We start from the raw sequence: 21,253 nt of genomic DNA on the forward strand, positions 1-21,253 counted from the left end.
AATTTCTTTCATTAATCTTGAACTTTTAGACCTAGAAGATACTCCGCTAATGCATCAAGCTCTTCTTCTGTCATTCCTTCATGATCATAACTATAAGACATTTTGTTTCCAGGCTTAGCTGCTTCTGGATCCTTAAGCCATTTTTTAAGATTTTCTTCAGTGAATTCATATCGACCAGCAATACTTGAACGCTCACCAAAGTTTGCTAAGTTAGGTGCAGTTGGTCGTTGTTCTTTAGAATCAATCGCATGACATGCAATACAATTATATGTAGTGAATAATTCTTCACCTTGAGCTGCTAGATCGGAAGCTGGTTCACTAACCTCAGCATTTTGCATATCTGATACCCATTGATCAAACTCTTCTCTTGGTAGAGGCTTTACTTTAAAGTCCATTAAAGCATGTGAAGGTCCACAAAGCTCTGCACATTTACCATAGAAAAGACCATCAGCTTTATCAGTTCCTTCTTGGCTGAACTCTAACCAGAATCGGTTAACGTTTTCTGTATTAGTATCCATTTTTCCACCTACTGATGGAATCCAGAATGAATGCTTCACATCAGAAGCCTTCAAATTAAAATATACTCTCTCATCTGTTGGTACAATAAGCTCTTGTCCTGTAACGATACCTAAGTCTGGATATTCAAATTCCCACCAATATAGATTTGCAGTTACATTTACAACAATCGCATTTTCATCTCTTGTCTCTTCCTCCATCGGAGAAACATCTGCTAACTTAAATGTAGCGGAGACAACAGGAACAGCTAACACAATAAGTAATAAAATCGGAATAATAGTCCAGATCATTTCTAGTTTATGACTGCCCTCTACTTGCTTTGGAATAATTGCCTCGTCACCTTTTTTACGACGGAAACGAACAACAACATAAACAAATAGAATTGAAACAACAATAATTACCAGAACCATAATTGCGGTACTTAGCAACATTAAATTGTACTGGATATCTGCAACTTCACCAGCTGGTTGAAGCGTAGATAAGTATGGTTTACCGCAACCTGCTAACAGTAGCGCCATTAAACCAAATAATGAAAAAAAGCGCATATTTGGTAGCCAATTTTTCATAGCGAAATCAAACCCCTCTTTCAAATTTAATAATTGAATATCTTCTTCAACTGAATCAACTACTATCAACATCCCCAATGCTCAAACTCATTCAAGTAAAAAATGTAATTCTTAGTATGTACGGGGAGCGTGAAAAAATTTCACGCGAATCCCTAAAACTCTACCTGAATTTCTTAAGCGATAGCAGTATGAATCAATTTAATAGAAGATACAAATTCCTTCTATATATAATTTTCATGGAGAAAGAATTACCATATTCATCAAAAGCCATTCATATTAGATAGCTGTAACAATCACCATTGCTACAAACAGAATGGTCAAATAGTTCAGTGAGTATACAAACATATACTTTGACCATTTGATATCATCTTTCATTTTGAAGCCCATTAACCCAATCGCTAACCAACCTAAATTCAACAATGTTGCAAGAATCAGGAATGGAACTCCCAATGAAAACAGGTAAAAAGGTAATGGTAATAAACATGCTACCCACACTACCATTTGTCTTTTTGTTACTGCAAAGCCATGGACAACTGGCAGCATTGGAATACCTGCATTTCTATACTCTTCGCAACGTTTCATTGCAATCGCAAGGAAATGTGGTGGCTGCCATATAAACATGATTAAGAATAATACCCAAGCAATCGTATGAAGATTTGCATCAATAGCAGCCCATCCAATTAAAGGCGGTACCGCACCAGAAATACTACCAATTACTGTATTAATAGTGTATCTACGTTTTGACCACATAGTGTATAAGAAAACATATGTCACAAAACCAATGACTCCAATTAATGCAGCAGTTAATGTTGTTAGTAGAAGAAAAATTGTTCCTAAAAGAGTAAGAACAATCCCCATATATAAAACATGTTTTGGAGCAACCTTCCCTGTTACAGTAGGTCGATCTTTTGTTCGCTCCATTAAATGGTCTATATCGCGATCATAATAATTATTTATTGCACAAGATCCTGCAATAACTAAAGAAGAACCAAGTAACGCAAATATCACTGTACTTATATTCGCAATCAAACCTTCACCAGTGAAATACAGCGCTAACCAAATACCGGTGAAGGTTGTGATAAAGTTAGAATTAACAATTCCTATCTTTATTAACGCCAGAAAATCCTTAAGAATTGTTTTCTTATCCAATTCTTGAGGACTATTGTTATCGATATGAGAAACTGCGTCAGGCAATGTTCTCGTATTTTCCATATTCAAAATCCTCCCTGTTGGAAACCGCGTTCCCATATAGCATTTACAACCATTTAGTATATTACTAAAAGTCGTCATCTTCTGCACTCTAAAATCTATTTTATAACCGTTTGCAATTTAGTTCATGTATTACGAATTTTTGCAACGTTGTTATAGTAAGAACAGGGTAGAACGACAATCAATTGTAATAAATTATATTAAAAAACCCCTTCTTTGTATATTAAACCATACTTTTGATTCGAATTGTGAACAATTTTTGAATAAAATTTGACTTTTTTGTGACCTTAAATCTTCTTTTGCTCTTTTAACTATTATACACGCATTATTAAAAAATCATATCCCTTATCTTTTATTACATCTTCCAAAAAGCACTGTATTATTTACTATTTACACAATATTAATAGTGAATACCTCTGATCATTTCCTCTTTAATTACTATATCCTATTCAATTATTTAACATTTATATCTAGCAAACTCTAATCAACAATCATCCTTTTTTCATAGCACCTGTATTTACATTTGTTTATCATTTTTACTTTGATATTTCTTTTGAATTAATATATCATTATAGTCGTATATTTTCAGTGAGCGGATCTTACTCACTCCTTTAAAATACATATGTTTTGGTTGATTTAAGACTAATTTTTTCTCGAATTTTACTCTCAAAATCAACACATTTGAAAATATTTATGAAGATAGAAGGTGGATGTGTTGCAACGTTTTCTGAAATGGTTTGCAGTTCTAACAACAATTGGAATGCTATTTGTATTATTAGGTGGTGCACTTGTTACAAAAACTGAATCCGGTGCTGGTTGTGGAGATTCTTGGCCACTTTGCCATGGTGAACTAGTTCCTTCTAATATCACGCCAGAGCTAGTAATTGAATTAAGTCATCGAGTGGTATCAGGTGGAGTCGGAATGATGGTTTTAATTTTGTCAATTTGGGCTTACAAAGCAATTGGACAGGTTAGAGAGGTTAAATTTTTATCATTTATTTCTTTTACTTTTCTTTTATTACAAGGATTAATTGGAGCAGCAGCAGTTGTTTGGGGACAATCGGATGCGATTCTAGCACTTCATTTTGGTATTTCACTGATTTCATTTGCTTCTGTATTTCTTCTCACTTTACTAATCTTTGAAATTGATCTGAAATTCAATATAGATACGGTCAAGATTGATAAAGGGATGTTATATCATATATATGGTATTACCATTTATAGTTTTATTGTTGTTTATTCAGGAGCTTTTGTAAGGCATAAGAATGCGAGCTTAGCATGCCCTGATTGGCCAGTTTGTAACTTTGATCAACCTGGTTTACCGACAACCTCATATGAGTGGATTCAAATGGGGCACCGTTTTGCTGCAGGATTAATTTTCATATGGAACATTATCGCACTTATATATGCAATAAAAAAATACAAACAACAGCCAGTGATTTATTGGAGCTGGATGATATGCGGAATTTTAGTCACTTTACAAGTCATTTCAGGAGCAACGATTGTATATACAAACCTTAATTTATTTGTAGCACTTTCCCACGCGCTATTTATTTCCTGCTTGTTCGGTGTTTTAAGTTACTTGATGCTTATTGCTTCAAGGTATAAATCTAGAACACAAACAACGAAAACTGATATTAACAAAACTGATAAGGATAGCGATCCTCCAATTCATTCCTAAATAGATAAATCAAAAAAGTGCCAGTGATCACATTCTAACCTACATGTGGTCACTGGCACTTTTTACTACTCATTTAACAGACAGTTTAATGAGTACTATATTTAGAGTTGAATTTTGGTTGTTGATGCACTACTTTTTCCTTTGCCTTGTGAGAATAATTCGCTTCATAGTTCACAAACATTGAGATATTTACGAGTACTCCCATTGAAAGAAGTAACAAAATCAATGAAGATCCACCATAACTAATAAATGGTAATGTAACACCTGTAATTGGAATTAATCCAGTTAGACCACCTAGATTAATGAATGCTTGTATTCCTAGCATCGAAGAAATACCAATAGCAAGAAGACTCCCAAAAGGATCCTCACACTTCCTCGCAATGAGGAATCCCCTAAGGATGATAAATAATAGTAACAATAACACAAACATTACACCGATAATTCCTAATTCTTCTGCAACCACTGCCATGATGAAATCAGTGTGTGCTTCAGGTAAGTAACCAAACTTCTGTACACTTTGTCCCAATCCTAAACCACTGAATCCTCCTGAGCCTAATGCAATATAAGAATTAACTAAGTGAAAACCGTGATCATCGACAGTTTCAAAAGGATCAATAAATCCTTGAAATCGCCCAAGTCTTTCTTCTGTTACGAAATCATCGTATTTCATCATAACAAAAGGCGACATAACCCCTACTGTAATCGCACCAAGTAATACTAACTTCATGATACTCTTCATTCCCATGCCTGAGCATAATATCATAGTAAGAGCGATCATCCCTATAATAAACGCCGTTCCAAGGTCAGGTTGAAACGCAACAAAACCACAAATGACCATTGTAAATAAGATTGGTGGCATGACTGCCTTATCAAATTGATCGATATAAGATTGTTTCTTTGAGTACACAGCTGCTAAGTATATTATCACACTTAATTTAGCAAATTCAGAAGGCTGAATTCCCCTCGTTCCTAACATCAACCAGCTTTGTGCATTATTTGCAGTGTGTCCAAACACATATACCACTATCAGCATCCCTATTGAAAATAAAACAATGGAAATCAACATCTTAGAATAAGAATATGCCTTATACGGAAAAACCATAGTTGCTAGGAAGCCGACAAATCCAAGCATAAGGGATAATCTTTGTCGATCAAAGAAAAAGGTTGGATTACTAAATTTAGTTGCTGCTAGAACCATACTAGAACTGTATACCATGACTAGTCCAAATAAACAAAGTAAACAAACTGCTATTATTAATGGATAATCATAAGATCTTATTATTTTCTTTAACATATAATCATCGCCTCAACATTTTAAAGAATCAATATAAACATTTTACTATACTTTTTCGATTTTATATTTATTTATCCTGCAATTATCAAATAAAAAAACTCAAACCATACATTAGTTTGAGTTCATTTGTTTATTTTTGAGTTGAAGCATCATGTAATGCAGACAGTTCATGTTCTAATGTGTCTAACAAATCTTTTCCTTCAGAAACTTCAATTAAACCTAATCTAACTGCAAAATCTATTTCTCTAGATAATCCAAACATTTGAGTATCTAGAACTTCTTCATATAAAGGACATTGAGGCATTGTTAAATTATCCATTTGCACCTTTATTAGTTTTAATATTTTATCAGCATCAGCCTTTAATATAGCATATGCCTTCTCACGATGGTCAATAGCAATCTCAGACGCCAAGTTTAAACCCCTCCGTTCACGAGCGATTACCTAATCTATCTATAAATTTTAACCCTAATATAGTAAAAAAGCAAGGAAATTCAATCAATTTGTCATTGCTTTTGCTACAAGAATGAAGGACTGATAAGACAAGTAACTAAGAGATACGATGATTTATGTGACAAATACACATTATATCTTTATACTTTAGGAGAAAGGTGGGGATTTTTTGGAGTCTATTATTTTACTGACAGGAAATGTGAAATATAATATCACACTTGACCCTGGTGTGTGGATTTTTGATGATCGTAGGGTAGATCTTACTACATATTTTGATGCCCAAAAGCAGACTGAAGACCAGCTTGAAAAATACACAAAAGAGGTTTCAGCACACTGGGACAGAGAGATAAAAGAAGGTGCAATCGTACCTCCAACGAAGCAATCAGAAAAAAAATATAAAAAAGAACAAATTCTCACAGGAACATTCGGTATTCCTTTTCACGATTTTCTAAAACATTCTTCTCCTGCTGAAAATGCTGAAAGCTTAAAAATCATTACAGATCAAGAACCAGTAATTATTCCAATAAACAAAGCTTATGACGCGATACTCGGATTTTCTCTCAAAGGTAAACCTTTAAGAGAGGATGGACCAGTACATTTTTATTATGGTGATGGATCTAATCGTGATAATCCGATTAAAAACATCTCTGAATTTATTATTGAATAATTCCTAGCAACTTAGGGGGTCACCTTCACCCATAGTGGAAATGAAGGTGACCTCCCGCTTTTCTATAACAGATCGGCTGCCAATTGAGCCAATCCTGACCGTTCTCCCTTTATTAATCGAATATGACCAGCTATCTTCTGCTCTTTAAATTTCTCTACTACATAGGTTAAGCCATTATTGTATTCATCTAAATATGGATGATCTATTTGCTCTGGATCTCCCATTAATACAATTTTGCTCTTTTCGCCTACTCTTGTCAAAATCGTTTTCACTTCATGTTTCGTTAAATTTTGAGCTTCATCAATAATAATAAATTGTTCCGGGATACTTCTTCCTCGAATATATGTTAATGCCTCAACTTCAATGGAACCCATTCCCGCAAGAATCGCATCAAGCTCTCCTGGCTTCTTTGTATTAAATAGATACTCAAGATTATCAAAAATGGGTTGCATCCATGGTCTAAGCTTTTCTTCTTTTTCACCAGGTAAGAAGCCAAGATCCTTACCAACTGGCACGATTGGTCTTGCCACTAACAATTTTTTATATTCACCCAAATCCTCAGTTTGCATTAACCCTGCTGCAAGTGCTAAAAGGGTTTTTCCTGTCCCTGCCTTACCGATCAATGTCACTAATGGAATATCTTTTCTTAATAGTAATTCAAACGCCATTGTTTGCTGCGCATTTCTAGATCTGATACCCCAAATATGTTCATGGTTAAAGATAAGCTTCCGTACCTTTTTCCCTGTTGCATCAATCACTCCAATGGCTGATGCTGAGCCACCTAGTGAATCTTTCATCACAATAAATTGATTTGGATAAAATGGATGGTTTGCTAATTCGGTTACATTAAGCTCACCCTTTTCATAAAACCTATTTAGCAAATCATTATTGATATAGAGTTCTAGCAACCCCGTATAAATATGATCAACCTCTACAACACGATCACTTAAAAAATCCTCTGCCTGTAAGCCAAGGGCATCCGCCTTTACTCTCACTAATGCATCCTTACTAACAAGGATGACTTCTCTTCCATTTTCCATTGCCTGTTCTTCAAGAGATAAATTCTTTGCTACAGCTAGGATCCGATTATCATTTGTTTTTTCAACGAAAATTTCCTGCAATTGATGGAAAGATCGATGGTTTAATTCAATTCTAAGAACACCACCATTTTCCAAAGGAATTTTTTCATGTAATTTACCTGTTTGCCTCATATTATCAATCAATTTCGAAACTTGTCTTGCATTTCTTCCTATTTCATCCATATAACGCTTTTTTGAATCCACTTCCTCTAGCACAACCGCTGGAATGACAACCTCATTATCCTCGAATGAAAAAATAGACCTCGGATCTTGCAATAATACATTCGTATCCAATACATAAATTTTACTCAAACTTTCGCCCCCTACTCCGACTTTTTTTTCTGTATTTAAGGGTGAAATAGAAGTCCATCTAACTTCTAGGCTGCCTTTGCTGCTCCTATCATGAGGGAGCTGATTATGTTGAACGGACGGACTATTGATAAAAATATATGTAAACATGCATAAAGATAGAAGAAATATTAAACAATAAAAAAGAAAAATATTAAGATTGGCGAACTTATAAAAAATAAAACAAAGATATGAGGTGGGATTTTGTGAAGAAATTACCAATCCTTTTTATTATGAGTATGATGCTGTTAGCCGGCTGTGGTAACAACCAAAACGAAGCGAATGAGGATCAAGATGATCGAATTCAGGTACAAAACACGACCAATCAGAATGTAGATCGAAAAACTGGACAAGAAATTGCAGCTCATTTAGTTGAGCTAGCATCAAGTATTCCCGAGGTAAATGATGCCACTGCCGTTGTCCTTGGGAAATTCGCAGTAGTGGGTATCGATGTGAACGCTAAATTAGATCGCTCAAGAGTAGAATCCATTAAATACTCTGTCGCAGAAAGTTTAAAACATGATCCTTATGGCGCGAATGCAGTAGTTATAGCTGATGCAGACACTGTAGAACGATTACGTCAAATGGGAAAAGAAATTCAAGATGGTAGACCTGTAGTTGGAATTCTCGATGAATTAGCACAAATTATCGGAAGAATAATGCCTGATATCCCAAGTGATATCATAAATAACGAAAATGTAGATTCGACTGAAACAAATAATAATCAGCTTGACAAAAAGAGTGAAAAAGAGCTAGAAAAAGAGCAGCAAGATCAATCGAACCACCATAAGAATGATCAATAAAAGACGGATATAAAAAGATGAAGGTACTATTTAATCTCGGGAAATCAGATTAAATAGTACCTTCCCTCTTCTTTTTAGCCTTTTTTTAACGCTGCCATCACTTGGTTATCAAGCTTCGCAGCAGCAAGGGCATCATATGTTTTCTCATAAACGGGTTCTAAAGAAATTTTTGACCCATAGAACATGACATCTCTCACTTCATTTATTTCTAATTTTGCAACTGACAATTTCAAAGGAACTTCTTCTAGTGTCTCTTGTATAATAGTCGCCTTCCCACTAATAGAGTAAATCGAATCATTTGCAATCATCGTAATAACAACATGATGATTACCTTCGACGTTCTTAACGATTTTAGATCGACTATCCACTGCGAACAGCACATGTCTTTCATCTGAGGCGTATACCCAAGAAATCGCATTGACATTCGGACCTCCCGTTAAATGATCAACGGTCGATATCGTCACTAATCGCTCCTTTTGTAAGTATGCTTTCAAAGGTTCTATTAAATGATCCTCTACTTGATTGGCCATAAATATCCCTCCAATGTTTTTATACTAATCATACCCTTTCTTTCTTTCATATGAAAGTGGTTTAAATCAAAATCATGTTTTGTTAAATAATCTATCATGTTATACTTTAGCTAGTATTATTTACCAAGAAAGAGGAGCTCAAAATGAGAGTAAAATGTGTGATTTGTGATAAAATCGAAAATATAAAAGATGAATCAAGTATAGCCAAGCGTTTAAGAAACCGTCCTATTCATACGTACATGTGCTCTGATTGTAATGAAAGAATTGAGCAACGGACGAAAGAGAGAATCGACACAGGAAACTTCAAGCTTTATCGAAAAAAACAAACAGAGGAAGATTGGTAAAATAATTACTCCCTCTATTAAAAAATAAACCAAGTCTGCACTTGGTTTATTTTTTATTCGTAATTTATATACTTCTCTGGCTCACCTTTAATTTGATCATGCATAACATCGATCAATTCGATTGGAAATCTTGATTTTTTCTCTTCGCCTTGATGCATATAAGTCACATAGTAAAAAGGTTCTTCCTTCCTAATATGTACTCTACTAACACCATGATCTTCGAAAACAATCTTCTCAAACATTTCATATGTTTCAATCGCAGCATGATCATCAGGTCTAGCCTCTGCTACCACTTTAATCGTTAACCAATTATACAGCGCATCTTGAATAGAATTTACCATGTTTCATCACATCCCTATTCTACAGGAGGTACACTTTGTTTTTTCGATTGATATAGACGAATCTTATAAATGATTAAAATAAGAGCCGCTACTACAAGTCCTTCTGTTATTGGCAGAAAAATAGCTAAGAAAGTCAATAGCGTACATCCAAACCCTAAAAACAAATAAATTATCACCGATTTTAAAATAGGAAGCTTTTGAGCAAAACCTAATTTATAAACTAAAATCGATAATCCAAAAATAGTTAAATAGAGAAACCACATATTTAAAGTTGAGTTTTCATCTACTTTATACAAACTAGCAAAAAAGGATAAGTGCTCACTTATATCCAATGGAAAACCCCTCCTTATATAGTAACCGTACCAAAAAGTGATAGCGATAACAAGTCCTTATTCAAGAAAAAAGGAGAGAATTGATCCTCTCCTTTTTATATCAATTTTTATGAATTTGTTTGTGCAAGCTTCTTTCTCTTTGCAGCCTTTTCACGTTCATTCTTATCAAGAATTTTTTTACGTAAACGGATAGACTCTGGTGTAATTTCACAATATTCATCTTCATTTAGATACTCTAATGATTGCTCTAAAGACATTAGACGTGGTTTTTTCATACTCACTGTCTGATCCTTATTCGCAGAACGAATATTTGTTGCTTGCTTCATCTTACAAACGTTAACAACAAGATCATTTTCACGGTTATGTTCTCCAACAATCATACCTTCATATACATCTACACCTGGTTCAATAAAGATAACCCCACGGTCCTCTATCCCCATAATTCCATATGAAGAAGCTTTTCCATTCTCCATAGATACTAGAACACCCTGACGTCTTCCACCAACTTGACCTTGCTGCATTGGTTGGTAGCTATCAAATGTATGATTGATGATTCCATAACCACGTGTTAGCGATAGGAATTCTGTTGAATAACCAATAAGTCCTCTTGCAGGTACCATGAAGATTAAGCGAACTTGACCACTACCATTATTGATCATGTCAACCATTTCACCTTTACGTGCACCAATTGACTCCATAATTGCTCCAGTATGCTCTTCTGGAACGTCAATTTGTACGCGTTCTACAGGCTCACAGCGTACTCCATCGATTTCTCTAACAATAACCTCTGGCTTAGAAACCTGTAATTCATATCCTTCACGTCTCATATTTTCAATCAATATCGAAAGGTGAAGCTCACCACGACCTGAAACAACCCAAGCATCTGGTGATTCAGTGTTCTCTACACGTAAACTTACATCTGTTTGTAATTGAGCTCTAAGTCTTTCTTCAATTTTACGAGAAGTAACGAATTTACCTTCACGTCCAGCAAATGGACTATTGTTAACCAAGAAAGTCATTTGAAGAGTTGGCTCGTCAATTCGTAAGATTGGAAGGGCATCTTGGTGGTCAACTGGACAAACTGTTTCACCTACGTTAATATCTTCCATTCCAGAAACAGCAACAAGATCTCCAGATACTGCTTCTTCAATCTCTACTCGCTTCAGTCCAATAAAACCAAATAGCTTCGAAACTCTAAATTGTTTGACAGTTCCATCAATCTTCATTAAAGCAACCTGTTGTCCTACCTTCATCGTTCCGCGGAAGACACGTCCAATCCCAATTCGTCCCACATAGTCATTATAGTCTAATAATGCTACTTGGAATTGAAGTGGTTCTTCACGATTATCGATTGGAGCTGGAATATTATCAACAATCATATCAAATAATGCTTCCATATTGTCATCTTGCTTCTCTGCATTTGTACTTGCAGTTCCATTAATTGCAGAAGCATATACGACAGGGAAATCTAATTGCTCTTCTGTTGCATCTAACTCAATGAATAAATCGATTACTTCGTCAACAACCTCAGCAGGTCTAGCGAAATCACGGTCAATTTTGTTAACGACAACAATTGGAGTTAAATTCTGTTCTAACGCCTTCTTAAGAACAAAGCGTGTTTGAGGCATTGTCCCTTCATATGCATCAACAACTAAAAGAACTCCATCAACCATTTTCATAATACGTTCTACTTCTCCACCAAAATCGGCATGTCCTGGTGTATCCATGATATTAATTCTTGTACCTTTATAATTGATTGCCGTATTTTTCGCAAGAATGGTAATTCCACGCTCACGCTCAAGATCATTAGAATCCATTGCACGCTCTTCTACCTGCTCATTTGTTCGGAATGTTCCTGATTGGTGTAGTAGTTTGTCAACTAGCGTAGTTTTTCCGTGGTCAACGTGGGCAATAATCGCGATGTTTCTTATATCATTACGAATGTTCAACCTAGTCATCTCCTATATTTTCTAAATTTAAGTAGACGAATGTAGCTTAAATCTATTTTTGTACGACTTCGAAATGAGGTATTTATAATAAATTCCACACAAAAAGTGGTCCAGATTTTCAGCTGAAATTTAGTCTAATTAGCAACTTTTTCAATAACTAAAACATTATACCATAAACACACTAGAAAAGATGAATGTTATTTTGTTAAAATAAACATAGAAAAGTTAATTTAGGATTAACTTTTAGGAAAATGAGGTGTTTTTATTGAAATCAATTAATATTCCTATGCTTATTTTTTCATTAGTTACTGTGTTTTTTATGATGGCAATCGGTATATCGGTTGCATTAAGAAGTATTTTAGGTACTATTCTTTCCATACTTGCTGTTATTTTAGTCATGGGATTAGGTTTTGTTACAAAGAAAAAAATGCGTGAGAAAAGCACCTCTTAAACAAGGCGCTTTTTCCACGCATGAATGTATGTAAGCATTATTTAACAATATAAGTTGTAACGATTTCTTCATGAATCGATTTTTTTGCCACTAAAATACTGTTTTCACCTAACAAATTCACTTTGTCCCCTTCTAGGGTTGTCATTTTTCCACCAACCTCTTCAATCAGTACTAACCCCGCTGCAAAATCCCAAGGTGATAATCGCATTGTGATATAAGCATCTAGTCTTCCCGTTACAACATAGGCAATTTCAAGAGCTGCTGAGCCATAAGATCTCGTACCTCTTACATCTTTTATAAGCGGTGCTAATACTTGTGGATTAATTCGTTTATTTTCGGTTATCCACGTAGCATTAATCCCTACGATCGCCTCACTAATCTTAGTATCTTGAAGCTCCGGAATCTTCATCCCATTAAAGTAAGCCCCTTCACCTTGAATCGCATGATATAACTCATCATGAACGACATCATAAATAAATCCTAACTTTCCTACACCCTGTTCAAAGACTGCAATTGAGATAGCAAAGTTTCTCTGCTGATAGATAAAGTTCATGGTTCCATCAATTGGATCAATAATCCATACAATTCCATCTAGATCAGTTAATTTATCACCAAATCCTTCTTCTCCCAAAATTTTATGTGTCGGGTAGACTTCATTGATTTTATTGATAAAAAATTGTTCTGTTTCTTTATCCATATTTGTCACTAAATCATCAGCGTTAGATTTAGTTTGAATGGTAAGTTCAGCTTTAAACGATTGTCGAATTTTTTCTCCAGCTTCAGTAATCCACTGTTTTGCGTTTGTATCAATTTCATGCCAATTTGTCATTGATATACCCCACTTTACTGTATTAAAAACTCTTCTTGTATCTTAGCTTACTCAACTAATAACAGGAAATCAAGAATGTACACTTATCGAACATAGAAAAAGACCGTCCTTTAAGTAAGTAGCACTTCGGAACAGTCTTTTTTAACTAGGATTCGTATAAATTGTTGCTTTTAATGCCGCAGCCTGAATACACTCCGCTTCCTGCGGGTTATCACTTTGCCCACTAGTCCCGCGGGAGTCTCCATGTATTCAGGCTGCTAGGTTTTTGAGAAAATAGCCATTATTACTACTTATTATTTCGCTCCTGTCACAGCCCATTTTTGAAGTTCGTGGTGGAAGCCGAATACTTTTGGCTTTCCAAATAGAACATCATTTGAAACGGCTGAGTAATCAGCATCAGAATACAATGAGATATAAGGTAATTCTGCATGATGAATTTCTTGTAATTCATCATAGATTTCCTTACGAACCTCAGCACTTGGCTCTGCTTTCCCTAGTGATAATAGTTCTGTAACTCGCTCATTATTATAACCCATGAAGTTGTAAGTACCCTCTGGGTCATACATAGCAGAAATCTCTGGATCAAGAGTGAATGTGAAGCCAATTAACAATAAGTCAAATTCTCCAGCTTCTCCCTTTTGCATAATTGTTGGGAAATCATAGGTTGTCATCTCTACCTTTAATCCAATTGCCTCTAAATCTTGTTGAATTAAATCTGCTGATTGTTCACGTACTTTATTTCCTGTTGGTACTACAAATTGAAGGGTCTTGTTAAAGTCCCACCCTGCTTCTTCTAATAAAGCCTTCGCTTTTTCTGGATCATACGAATATGGTGCAAGATCCTTGTTTAAATAAGGACTTACAGAAGTATATGGTCCGTCTACAACCTCCCCATTCCCTTTTAATAAATTATCAACAATTTTTTGGCGATCAAGAGCTAAAGTAATTGCTTCTCGAACCTTTACATTCTCAATTGTTTCCATGTTAAACATCATCGTTTGGAATCCAATGGTCGGTTCAATACTTGTTGTAATATTTTCAATCTTATCAACTGTTTCATAATCAGTAGGGATTATCTTTCCGATCCCACCTGCAACATTCATATGAAGTTCGCCCGTTTGAAGCTGTGCAACCATGTTTGCAGCAGGCATAATTTTCACAAACAACTTAGAAAGCTCTGGTGCTCCTAAATAATAATCTGTGTTTGCTTCATATTCCATATATTGATCTTTCGCATATTGAACAAATTTGAATGGTCCATTTGTCACTGTTGGTTTTTGCATAAATGGATGCTGAGAAAGCTGTGCAGGATCCACATCCCCTAACACATGCTTTGGCAAAATCATAAATTTAACACCTAATTGCTCCTTAATCATATTTGGATCAACTGGCTTAGAGGTTTTAAATTCGATTGTTTTCTCATCAATGACTTTTACCGATGGGATAGATGTTTCTCCTTCCGGTAACTTCCCATTAGCATTAAGTCCCTCGAAAGTAGAGATATAAGCACCAACTGCTGTTTCTACGACTGGATTTGCCACTAGATTAAATGTGAACGCCACGTCTTCTGCTGTTACTGGGGTACCATCAGTCCATTTTGCATCTTTGTTTAGCTTGATGGTGAATGTCTGATTATCTGTTGTGTCGAATGAATCTGCTAATTTCGGTACGAAGTTCAATGCACCGTCCATTTCTAAGAAGCTATCAAACATAAACTTTTGAAGAAACCCTGCTGCCACGTCACCTGAATTTATAGGATTAAACCCAGTTGGAGGATTAACCATTCCTAAGAACATCGTTCCTCCACTTCCACTTGCCTCACTCGTTGAATCTGAAGTTGCTGGTTGTTCTCCACCACTACAAGCAGCTAAGAGAAGGAATGAGAAAATAATTAGAATCGTAATAGCATGTTTTACAGTTTTCATAATTTGCCCCCTTGGTTTTATATAAATTAGTGAATCTACTAGTTTATGAATTGCCCTATTTCAAACTCTTTGGATCCATTGCATCTCTTAAACCATCACCCATAAAGTTAATGGATAATACAGCCAACAAGATCATGACACCTGGTGGAATCCATAACCATGGCTGTGTAGATAAAACGGTTAATGACTGAGCTTCATTTAACATATTTCCCCAGCTTGCTGTCGGTGGTTGAACTCCCATCCCCAAAAAGCTTAACGATGCTTCTAAAATAATCGCTGAGGCAATCCCGAAAGTAGCATTCACCAAAATCGGAGCTAAACAATTTGGCAAGATATGTTGGAACACAATCTTTGGAGTGGAATACCCAAGAGCTACAGCTGCCTTAACATAATCCATTTCCTTAATGGATAACACACTACCTCGAACTAAACGTGCTATAGAGGGCCAACCCAATAGACCAATAACCAATACAATATTAAATAGACTCGGTCCCATAATACTTACCAGAACAAGAATAACCATTAAATAAGGAAATGACATAAAGATATCGGTAGTTCGCATGATGACCATATCAACCCATTTACCAAAATACCCTGCCAACGCACCAAGTACAGTACCAATCACAACATAAATCGCAACTGCACCGATTCCGACTGACAGTGATACCCTTGAAGCATAAATTAATCTACTCATTAAATCCCTTCCTACTTGATCAGTTCCTAGCAAATGTTCTGCAGATGGGCTAGCTGCAAATTGAGCATTAATTTGGTATGGACTCAAAGGTGCAAGCAGTGGTGCAAATATGGCAGAAATGACAATTAAACTAAATACTACAAGACCGAAAACAGCTAATTTATGCTTAAAAAACCTTTTTCTAATCAGTTGAAAATAACTCTCCTCTTGTCCCAAATCTTCAACAGGAGTCAAAGGTGGATGACTATTGACCGGAAACTTATCCTCAATCTTTGCATTTGCCGTTGACATTCCATTTCCTCCCTTCAAACTACTTAGTTGTATTTAATCCTTGGGTCAGCAACTGAATATAACAGATCTGCAATCAAGTTTGATGCTAATACAACGATTGCAGCCATAAAGTTAATTGCCATTAAAGTAGGATAATCACGTGAACCAATTGATTGAATTGTTAACTGACCCAATCCTGGCCATTGAAATATTTGCTCAGTGACGACAGCCCCACCAATTAGAATAGGGATGTCTAGACCAATAACTGTGATAATTGGGATTAAGGCATTCTTAAGTGCATGCTTATTCGTCACAATAAACTCTTTTAACCCTTTTGCACGTGCTGTTCGAAGATAGTCTTGACCTAACACCTCTAACATACTAGACCTGACATAACGGACCATGTTTCCTGCTGAGGCAGTACCTAATACAAGAGCTGGTAAGATTAAATGTTTAAACGTATCTGCAAAACCACCATCGCCTCCAAGAGTATTCATTCCACCCGTTGGTAAAACCTGAAAAATAACTGCAAAAACATAAATGGCTCCTAGACCTAAGAAAAAGTTCGGAATAGAGATTCCTAAAAATGAAAATGTGGTAGTAAAATAATCAATCCAAGAATACTGTTTTGTTGCACTTAATATGCCTATAGGGATGGCAATAAGATAAGCAATAATTAATGAAGCTCCCATTAACAAAAGTGTCGGACCTATCCGAGCAGCTAACATTTCTCCAACAGGTTCATAGGTAGAGAATGAAAACCCAAAATCACCTTTTGCTAGATTTTGAACCCAACGAAGATACTGTACATAAATAGGATCATTTAAACCAAGAGCTTCTTTTCTAATCTCTTTATCAGCTTCTGTCGCAAAAGGATTTACCTGCATATCAACTGGATTCCCAGGTGCTAAATTTACGATAAAAAAACTGAAAATAGTTACTCCTATCAATACTGGAATTGCGATTAATAATCGTCTAACAAAATACTGTAACATTTAATCACCCCTTAATCCTTTTATGATATTGGAAAATGACACGCTACTGAATGTTCCGTCCCTTTTAATTCAGGAGTCTGTTCTTTACAAATGCTTTGAGCAAAGGGACATCTTGTATGAAAGCTACAACCTTTTGGTGGATTTGCTGGGCTCGGAACGTCACCTTCAATGACCATCCGTTCGCGATTTCTGAGGTGTGGGTTAGGTATGGGATAAGCATTTAACAACACTTGGGTATATGGATGTTTAGGATTTTTAAAGATTTCTCCTGTTTTTCCTAGTTCAACAATTTTCCCTAAATACATCACTGCAATGCGATCACTAATGTATTTAACAGCTCCTAGTCCATGAGCAATGAATAAGTAGGTTAAATTAAATTCCTGTTGCAAGTCCTTCAACAAATTTAATACTTGAGCTTGAATCGAAACGTCTAATGCGGAAACTGGCTCATCACATACAACTAATTTAGGATTTAGAATTAATGCACGTGCAATCCCAATACGTTGCCTTTGACCTCCTGAGAATTCGTGTGGATAACGACCTTTGTGGGCTTTTGTAAGACCAACTATCTCTAATAACTCATCTACTTTGTTCTGAACAGCTTTGCCTTGTGCAAGGTTATGAGCAATTAATGGTTCCGCTAAGAGGTCCCCTACTCTTTTTCTCGGATTCAAGGAAGAATAGGGATCTTGAAAGATGATTTGCATTTCTGTTCGAACTTTTCTTAGCTCTGAACCTGAAATAGTAGAAAGGTCCCTACCATCAAAGATGACTTTTCCAGCCGTTGGATCCTCTAGTTTCACAATTCCTCGGCCTGTAGTTGATTTACCACAACCAGATTCACCAACAAGTGAAATGGTTTCACCCGGATAAATGTTGAAATTTAATCCATCAACGGCTTTTACATGCCCAATGGTCCTTGATATGATCCCTTTTTTAATAGGATAATGAATTTTCAAATCTTGCACTTCAACTAAAGGAGCTTCAACTTTTTGTCGATTTATTGGTTTCTTTGCATTAACTAGGGAAGTGCTCATACATTTACCTCTTTCCTATATTTAGTCTCTACGTTCATATGCTCTTGTTCATATAACCAGCATCTCACCTTATGCTCTTGATCCTTATCAACTGCAAGTAAGCTAGGCTTCTCATTCAAACACCTTTCAGTCACATAAGGACATCTCGTATGGAATCTACAGCCCTGTGGCATGTTTTGTAATGTCGGCACTGAACCTGGGATGGAATACAAACGCTTATGATCGTCATATTCTAAATGTGGAATTGAATCTATGAGCCCCTTTGTATATGGATGCTTAGGTTCATCAAATAATGTGAATACATCTGCTTCTTCAACAACCTGCCCTGCATACATCACCATTACTTTATCAGCCATCTCAGCAATTACCCCTAAATCATGAGTAATCATCATAATCGCCGTATTTGATTTCTCCCTAAGATTCTTCATTAACTCAAGAATTTGCGCTTGTATTGTTACGTCAAGAGCTGTTGTTGGTTCATCTGCAATTAGAAGTTTCGGCTGACAGGATAATGCCATTGCAATCATGACACGTTGCCTCATCCCACCAGACAAAGCATGTGGGTATTCATCTACAATCGCTTCTGGTCGAGGTATCCCTACACTTGCTAACATTTCAATTGCATATTGCTTAGCCTTTTTCTTCGTGTATTTCAAGTGTAAAGTAATTAATTCAATCATTTGGTTTCCTATTGTAAAAACGGGATTCAGCGAAGTCATTGGTTCCTGAAAAATCATTGAAATTTCATTCCCACGAATTTGTCGCATCTCAGGTTCTGTTAATGTCGTCAAATCTTTGCCATTTAGTGAAATGGAGCCTTTCTTTATATAACCAGCCTTCCCAAGCAGTCTCATTATTGAAAGGGATGTTACGCTTTTACCACAACCGGATTCTCCGACGATTCCAATTGTTTCTCCTGGCTTCAGTTGAAAAGTAACTTCTTCTACCGAAATAACTTCACCCTTGTCAGTCTTAAAGGCTGTTTGTAATTTCTCGACATTTAATATACTCGAAGTCACTCGAATCACCTCACATGTTTAATGGTTATTAACTACAATTTCTTCAACCTTGTTTTCTGTTTGCTCTAACATGTAATGAAATGCTAATTTCAAAAATGATTTTCCAGCAAATAACATCGCCCTTTCATCAAAATCAAACATTGGGTGATGATGTGGAGCATCTGCACCTATTTCTGCATTTTGAGCACCGGTAAAGAAGAATGTACCTGGCTTTTCTTCTAAGTAATAAGCAAAATCTTCACTCCCCATAATCGGAGTCATCTCAACAATTTGTTCATCCTTCATAACCTGTTTAAAAACATCAGTTTCTTTTTCATGATTATTAACTGATGGATATCCATTCTTATAGATTACCTCAGCACTTGCATGAAAGGCATCACACACTCCTTTAACAATGTGTTTTAGCTCAGCTTCAATTTCCTTTCTGACGTCTTTATCAAAGGTCCTTACAGTCCCTGTTAAAACTGCTGTATCAGCAATAACATTCGACGCTTTCCCAGCGTGGAAGGATCCTACTGAAAGTACGGCTGATTTTTGAGGGTCTACTCTTCTGCTTACTATATATTGCAACTGATTAACAATTTGCGAGCCTATCGCAACAGCATCAATCGTCTGGTGGGGAGAAGATCCATGACCACCTTTTCCTTGAACCTTTATCTCAAATGCATCTGCAGCACCCATTGTATGACCAGAACGATATAAATACATTCCAGTAGGCGCTGAAGTTGTTAAATGTGTTCCAAATATGTAATCAACACCATCTAAACAGCCATCCTCTATCATTGCAATCGCCCCACCAGGTGATAGCTCTTCTGCATGTTGATGAATTAATACAATGTTTCCAGCCAAACTTTCACGATGGTCATTAAGAACTTTGGCCACACCTAGTAATGTTGCCGTATGCCCATCATGACCACATGCGTGCATAATCCCATCAACCTTAGATTTATAGGGAACATCCTTTTCGTCTTGAATTGGGAGTGCATCAAAATCAGCTCTAAAAGCAATTGTTTTCCCCGGTTTACCACCCTTTATTGTAGCTACAATCCCTCTTCCCCCAACGTTTTTTCGTACGTCGATTCCAAATCCTTCTAGAATACTAGCAATCATTTTTGGGGTTTCAACTTCTTGAAAAGAAAGTTCTGGATATTGATGCATATGGCGTCTCCATTCAACCATTTGATCAAACATTTCTTCTAATAGATTTTGCCATTTTTCTAACATAAAAGTTCCTCCTCTTGTAATGTTTTTTAAATAATTTGAATCTTTTATATTATTTGATAATGAGTATACTCAATGTCCTTTAATAAGACAACAAAGTTTTTATTTAATTCTGAAAATTCAGTAATAAATTAAAACGCTTTCATCCAGTTATGACAAGAATGAAACCATTTCCAAAAAAAAAAAATAATTTATGTGAGATTTCCTTACATTACAAAATGAATTTTTTGAATTGCGAACAAAAAAAACGAACCTTTTTTGTAGGTTCGCTCTAATAAATTTATGCTTCTAAACGGATCATTTCTTGTCTTAACTTTTCAAGCTTCTGTTTACATCGACTTTTCTTCTGGTCATCATTTTCAGTCATCGCATCATAAAGGGTAGCCAATTCATAATCTAACTCTAGTCGAAGAACAGCAATTCTTTTTTCGCCTTCGTTCTTTTTTGACGTATTTATTACTTGTTTCATCTCAAGCACCCCTTTCATTATTTTGCTAATCCTGTGTGACAGTTATTTAAATTTTCAGTTTTTTTATATATATTATGTTATACCTGTCAACTATGCAACAAATATGTGCGTTAACCCATGTGTCAACAACCCATGACTGAAGTCACAAGGGTTCTCAGATAAATCCTAAAAAGGAATATTATTTAAAAGCGTCTCTTTATCATTTACATTCAATTTATGCTAAAATATGAGAA

The 21,253-nt window shown here is 35.8% G+C and carries 22 protein-coding genes; 5 read left to right on the forward strand and 17 right to left on the reverse strand.

The window, feature by feature from the left end; translation table 11 throughout:
- Positions 1-11 precede the first annotated feature (11 nt).
- Complete coding sequence (coxB, locus tag F7888_RS05465; RefSeq protein ID WP_191778227.1) at positions 12-1,082, reverse strand: cytochrome c oxidase subunit II; 1,071 nt, start codon at positions 1,080-1,082, stop codon at positions 12-14.
- A 276-nt stretch (positions 1,083-1,358) separates the two neighbouring features.
- The gene (gene cyoE / locus F7888_RS05470; protein ID WP_191777990.1) at positions 1,359-2,294 is read right to left on the reverse strand and encodes a heme o synthase; all 936 of its coding nucleotides are present in this window, start codon (positions 2,292-2,294) and stop codon (positions 1,359-1,361) included.
- A 712-nt stretch (positions 2,295-3,006) separates the two neighbouring features.
- Between cyoE and F7888_RS05475 the strand changes: the two genes are divergently transcribed.
- A complete protein-coding gene (locus F7888_RS05475; protein ID WP_191777993.1) occupies positions 3,007-3,972 on the forward strand; it encodes a COX15/CtaA family protein in 966 nt (321 codons plus the stop codon).
- Positions 3,973-4,057: 85 nt separating this feature from the next.
- Here F7888_RS05475 and F7888_RS05480 read toward each other — a convergent pair whose 3' ends face one another.
- Entirely contained in the window at positions 4,058-5,266 is a 1,209-nt protein-coding gene (locus F7888_RS05480; protein ID WP_191777995.1) for an FtsW/RodA/SpoVE family cell cycle protein, read from the reverse strand.
- 130 nt (positions 5,267-5,396) lie between these two features.
- On the reverse strand, positions 5,397-5,678 hold the full coding sequence (locus tag F7888_RS05485; RefSeq protein ID WP_191777997.1) for an Fpa/YlaN family protein: 282 nt from the start codon (positions 5,676-5,678) through the stop codon (positions 5,397-5,399).
- 208 nt (positions 5,679-5,886) lie between these two features.
- Between F7888_RS05485 and F7888_RS05490 the strand changes: the two genes are divergently transcribed.
- Positions 5,887-6,384 (forward strand): peptidyl-prolyl cis-trans isomerase, encoded by a 498-nt coding sequence (locus F7888_RS05490; protein WP_191777999.1) that lies wholly within the window; start codon positions 5,887-5,889, stop codon positions 6,382-6,384.
- Between the two features lie 62 nt (positions 6,385-6,446).
- On the opposite strand, the gene F7888_RS05495 is transcribed toward F7888_RS05490, so the two are convergent.
- The gene (locus tag F7888_RS05495; protein WP_191778001.1) at positions 6,447-7,775 is read right to left on the reverse strand and encodes a PhoH family protein; all 1,329 of its coding nucleotides are present in this window, start codon (positions 7,773-7,775) and stop codon (positions 6,447-6,449) included.
- A 269-nt stretch (positions 7,776-8,044) separates the two neighbouring features.
- Here F7888_RS05495 and F7888_RS05500 point away from each other — a divergent pair, with 269 nt between their 5' ends.
- Positions 8,045-8,614 carry a YhcN/YlaJ family sporulation lipoprotein gene (locus tag F7888_RS05500; protein ID WP_412095981.1) on the forward strand — a complete coding sequence of 190 codons (570 nt, stop codon included), beginning with the start codon at positions 8,045-8,047 and terminating at the stop codon, positions 8,612-8,614.
- Between the two features lie 74 nt (positions 8,615-8,688).
- Here F7888_RS05500 and F7888_RS05505 read toward each other — a convergent pair whose 3' ends face one another.
- Positions 8,689-9,144, reverse strand: a complete 456-nt coding sequence (locus F7888_RS05505) for a pyridoxamine 5'-phosphate oxidase family protein (RefSeq protein ID WP_191778005.1) — start codon at positions 9,142-9,144, stop codon at positions 8,689-8,691.
- Positions 9,145-9,287: 143 nt separating this feature from the next.
- Here F7888_RS05505 and F7888_RS05510 point away from each other — a divergent pair, with 143 nt between their 5' ends.
- Positions 9,288-9,488: a YlaI family protein gene (locus F7888_RS05510; RefSeq protein ID WP_191778007.1), complete on the forward strand. Its 201-nt coding sequence runs from the start codon at positions 9,288-9,290 to the stop codon at positions 9,486-9,488.
- Between the two features lie 53 nt (positions 9,489-9,541).
- Here the strand turns inward: F7888_RS05510 and F7888_RS05515 are convergent, their stop codons facing one another.
- The 3 genes from F7888_RS05515 to typA form a co-directional block, all read right to left on the reverse strand.
- The gene (locus F7888_RS05515) at positions 9,542-9,829 is read right to left on the reverse strand and encodes a hypothetical protein (RefSeq protein ID WP_191778009.1); all 288 of its coding nucleotides are present in this window, start codon (positions 9,827-9,829) and stop codon (positions 9,542-9,544) included.
- A 14-nt stretch (positions 9,830-9,843) separates the two neighbouring features.
- Positions 9,844-10,161, reverse strand: coding sequence for a YlaH-like family protein (locus F7888_RS05520; protein WP_191778011.1), 318 nt, complete (start codon positions 10,159-10,161; stop codon positions 9,844-9,846).
- A gap of 107 nt (positions 10,162-10,268) precedes the next feature.
- Positions 10,269-12,110, reverse strand: coding sequence for a translational GTPase TypA (typA, locus tag F7888_RS05525; RefSeq protein WP_191778013.1), 1,842 nt, complete (start codon positions 12,108-12,110; stop codon positions 10,269-10,271).
- 265 nt (positions 12,111-12,375) lie between these two features.
- On the opposite strand from typA, the gene F7888_RS05530 reads away from it, so the two are divergent.
- Positions 12,376-12,561 carry a DUF5325 family protein gene (locus F7888_RS05530; protein WP_191778015.1) on the forward strand — a complete coding sequence of 62 codons (186 nt, stop codon included), beginning with the start codon at positions 12,376-12,378 and terminating at the stop codon, positions 12,559-12,561.
- Between the two features lie 37 nt (positions 12,562-12,598).
- Here F7888_RS05530 and F7888_RS05535 read toward each other — a convergent pair whose 3' ends face one another.
- The 8 genes from F7888_RS05535 to F7888_RS05570 form a co-directional block, all read right to left on the reverse strand.
- The gene (locus tag F7888_RS05535; protein WP_191778017.1) at positions 12,599-13,390 is read right to left on the reverse strand and encodes an inositol monophosphatase family protein; all 792 of its coding nucleotides are present in this window, start codon (positions 13,388-13,390) and stop codon (positions 12,599-12,601) included.
- 293 nt (positions 13,391-13,683) lie between these two features.
- A complete protein-coding gene (locus F7888_RS05540; RefSeq protein WP_191778019.1) occupies positions 13,684-15,315 on the reverse strand; it encodes an ABC transporter substrate-binding protein in 1,632 nt (543 codons plus the stop codon).
- A 55-nt stretch (positions 15,316-15,370) separates the two neighbouring features.
- Positions 15,371-16,300, reverse strand: a complete 930-nt coding sequence (opp4C, locus tag F7888_RS05545; RefSeq protein ID WP_191778021.1) for an oligopeptide ABC transporter permease — start codon at positions 16,298-16,300, stop codon at positions 15,371-15,373.
- 23 nt (positions 16,301-16,323) lie between these two features.
- Positions 16,324-17,274 (reverse strand): ABC transporter permease, encoded by a 951-nt coding sequence (locus F7888_RS05550; RefSeq protein ID WP_191778023.1) that lies wholly within the window; start codon positions 17,272-17,274, stop codon positions 16,324-16,326.
- 20 nt (positions 17,275-17,294) lie between these two features.
- On the reverse strand, positions 17,295-18,311 hold the full coding sequence (locus F7888_RS05555; RefSeq protein WP_191778025.1) for an ABC transporter ATP-binding protein: 1,017 nt from the start codon (positions 18,309-18,311) through the stop codon (positions 17,295-17,297).
- The gene (locus F7888_RS05560; protein WP_191778027.1) at positions 18,308-19,330 is read right to left on the reverse strand and encodes an ABC transporter ATP-binding protein; all 1,023 of its coding nucleotides are present in this window, start codon (positions 19,328-19,330) and stop codon (positions 18,308-18,310) included. Before F7888_RS05560 ends, F7888_RS05555 begins: the two co-directional genes overlap by 4 nt.
- Positions 19,331-19,348: 18 nt before the next feature.
- Positions 19,349-20,554 (reverse strand): M20 family metallopeptidase, encoded by a 1,206-nt coding sequence (locus F7888_RS05565; protein WP_191778029.1) that lies wholly within the window; start codon positions 20,552-20,554, stop codon positions 19,349-19,351.
- A 277-nt stretch (positions 20,555-20,831) separates the two neighbouring features.
- A complete protein-coding gene (locus F7888_RS05570) occupies positions 20,832-21,020 on the reverse strand; it encodes a hypothetical protein (RefSeq protein WP_191778031.1) in 189 nt (62 codons plus the stop codon).
- Positions 21,021-21,253: the final 233 nt, after the last annotated feature.

Source organism: Litchfieldia stipae (genome assembly GCF_014837155.1).
Classification (GTDB): Bacteria; Bacillota; Bacilli; order Bacillales; family Bacillaceae_L; genus Litchfieldia.

Bases quoted from the DNA above. Each gene is read 5' to 3' on its own strand.
- F7888_RS05500 (WP_412095981.1), top strand. From the start codon at position 8,045: ATGAGTATGATGCTGTTAGCCGGCTGTGGTAACAACCAAAACGAAGCG.
- F7888_RS05570 (WP_191778031.1), bottom strand. From the start codon at position 21,020: ATGAAACAAGTAATAAATACGTCAAAAAAGAACGAAGGCGAAAAAAGA.
- F7888_RS05550 (WP_191778023.1), bottom strand. From the start codon at position 17,274: ATGTTACAGTATTTTGTTAGACGATTATTAATCGCAATTCCAGTATTG.
- F7888_RS05555 (WP_191778025.1), bottom strand. From the start codon at position 18,311: ATGAGCACTTCCCTAGTTAATGCAAAGAAACCAATAAATCGACAAAAA.
- F7888_RS05535 (WP_191778017.1), bottom strand. From the start codon at position 13,390: ATGACAAATTGGCATGAAATTGATACAAACGCAAAACAGTGGATTACT.
- F7888_RS05515 (WP_191778009.1), bottom strand. From the start codon at position 9,829: ATGGTAAATTCTATTCAAGATGCGCTGTATAATTGGTTAACGATTAAA.
- cyoE (WP_191777990.1), bottom strand. From the start codon at position 2,294: ATGGAAAATACGAGAACATTGCCTGACGCAGTTTCTCATATCGATAAC.
- F7888_RS05480 (WP_191777995.1), bottom strand. From the start codon at position 5,266: ATGTTAAAGAAAATAATAAGATCTTATGATTATCCATTAATAATAGCA.
- coxB (WP_191778227.1), bottom strand. From the start codon at position 1,082: ATGAAAAATTGGCTACCAAATATGCGCTTTTTTTCATTATTTGGTTTA.
- F7888_RS05565 (WP_191778029.1), bottom strand. From the start codon at position 20,554: ATGTTAGAAAAATGGCAAAATCTATTAGAAGAAATGTTTGATCAAATG.
- opp4C (WP_191778021.1), bottom strand. From the start codon at position 16,300: ATGTCAACGGCAAATGCAAAGATTGAGGATAAGTTTCCGGTCAATAGT.
- F7888_RS05540 (WP_191778019.1), bottom strand. From the start codon at position 15,315: ATGAAAACTGTAAAACATGCTATTACGATTCTAATTATTTTCTCATTC.
- F7888_RS05505 (WP_191778005.1), bottom strand. From the start codon at position 9,144: ATGGCCAATCAAGTAGAGGATCATTTAATAGAACCTTTGAAAGCATAC.
- F7888_RS05510 (WP_191778007.1), top strand. From the start codon at position 9,288: ATGAGAGTAAAATGTGTGATTTGTGATAAAATCGAAAATATAAAAGAT.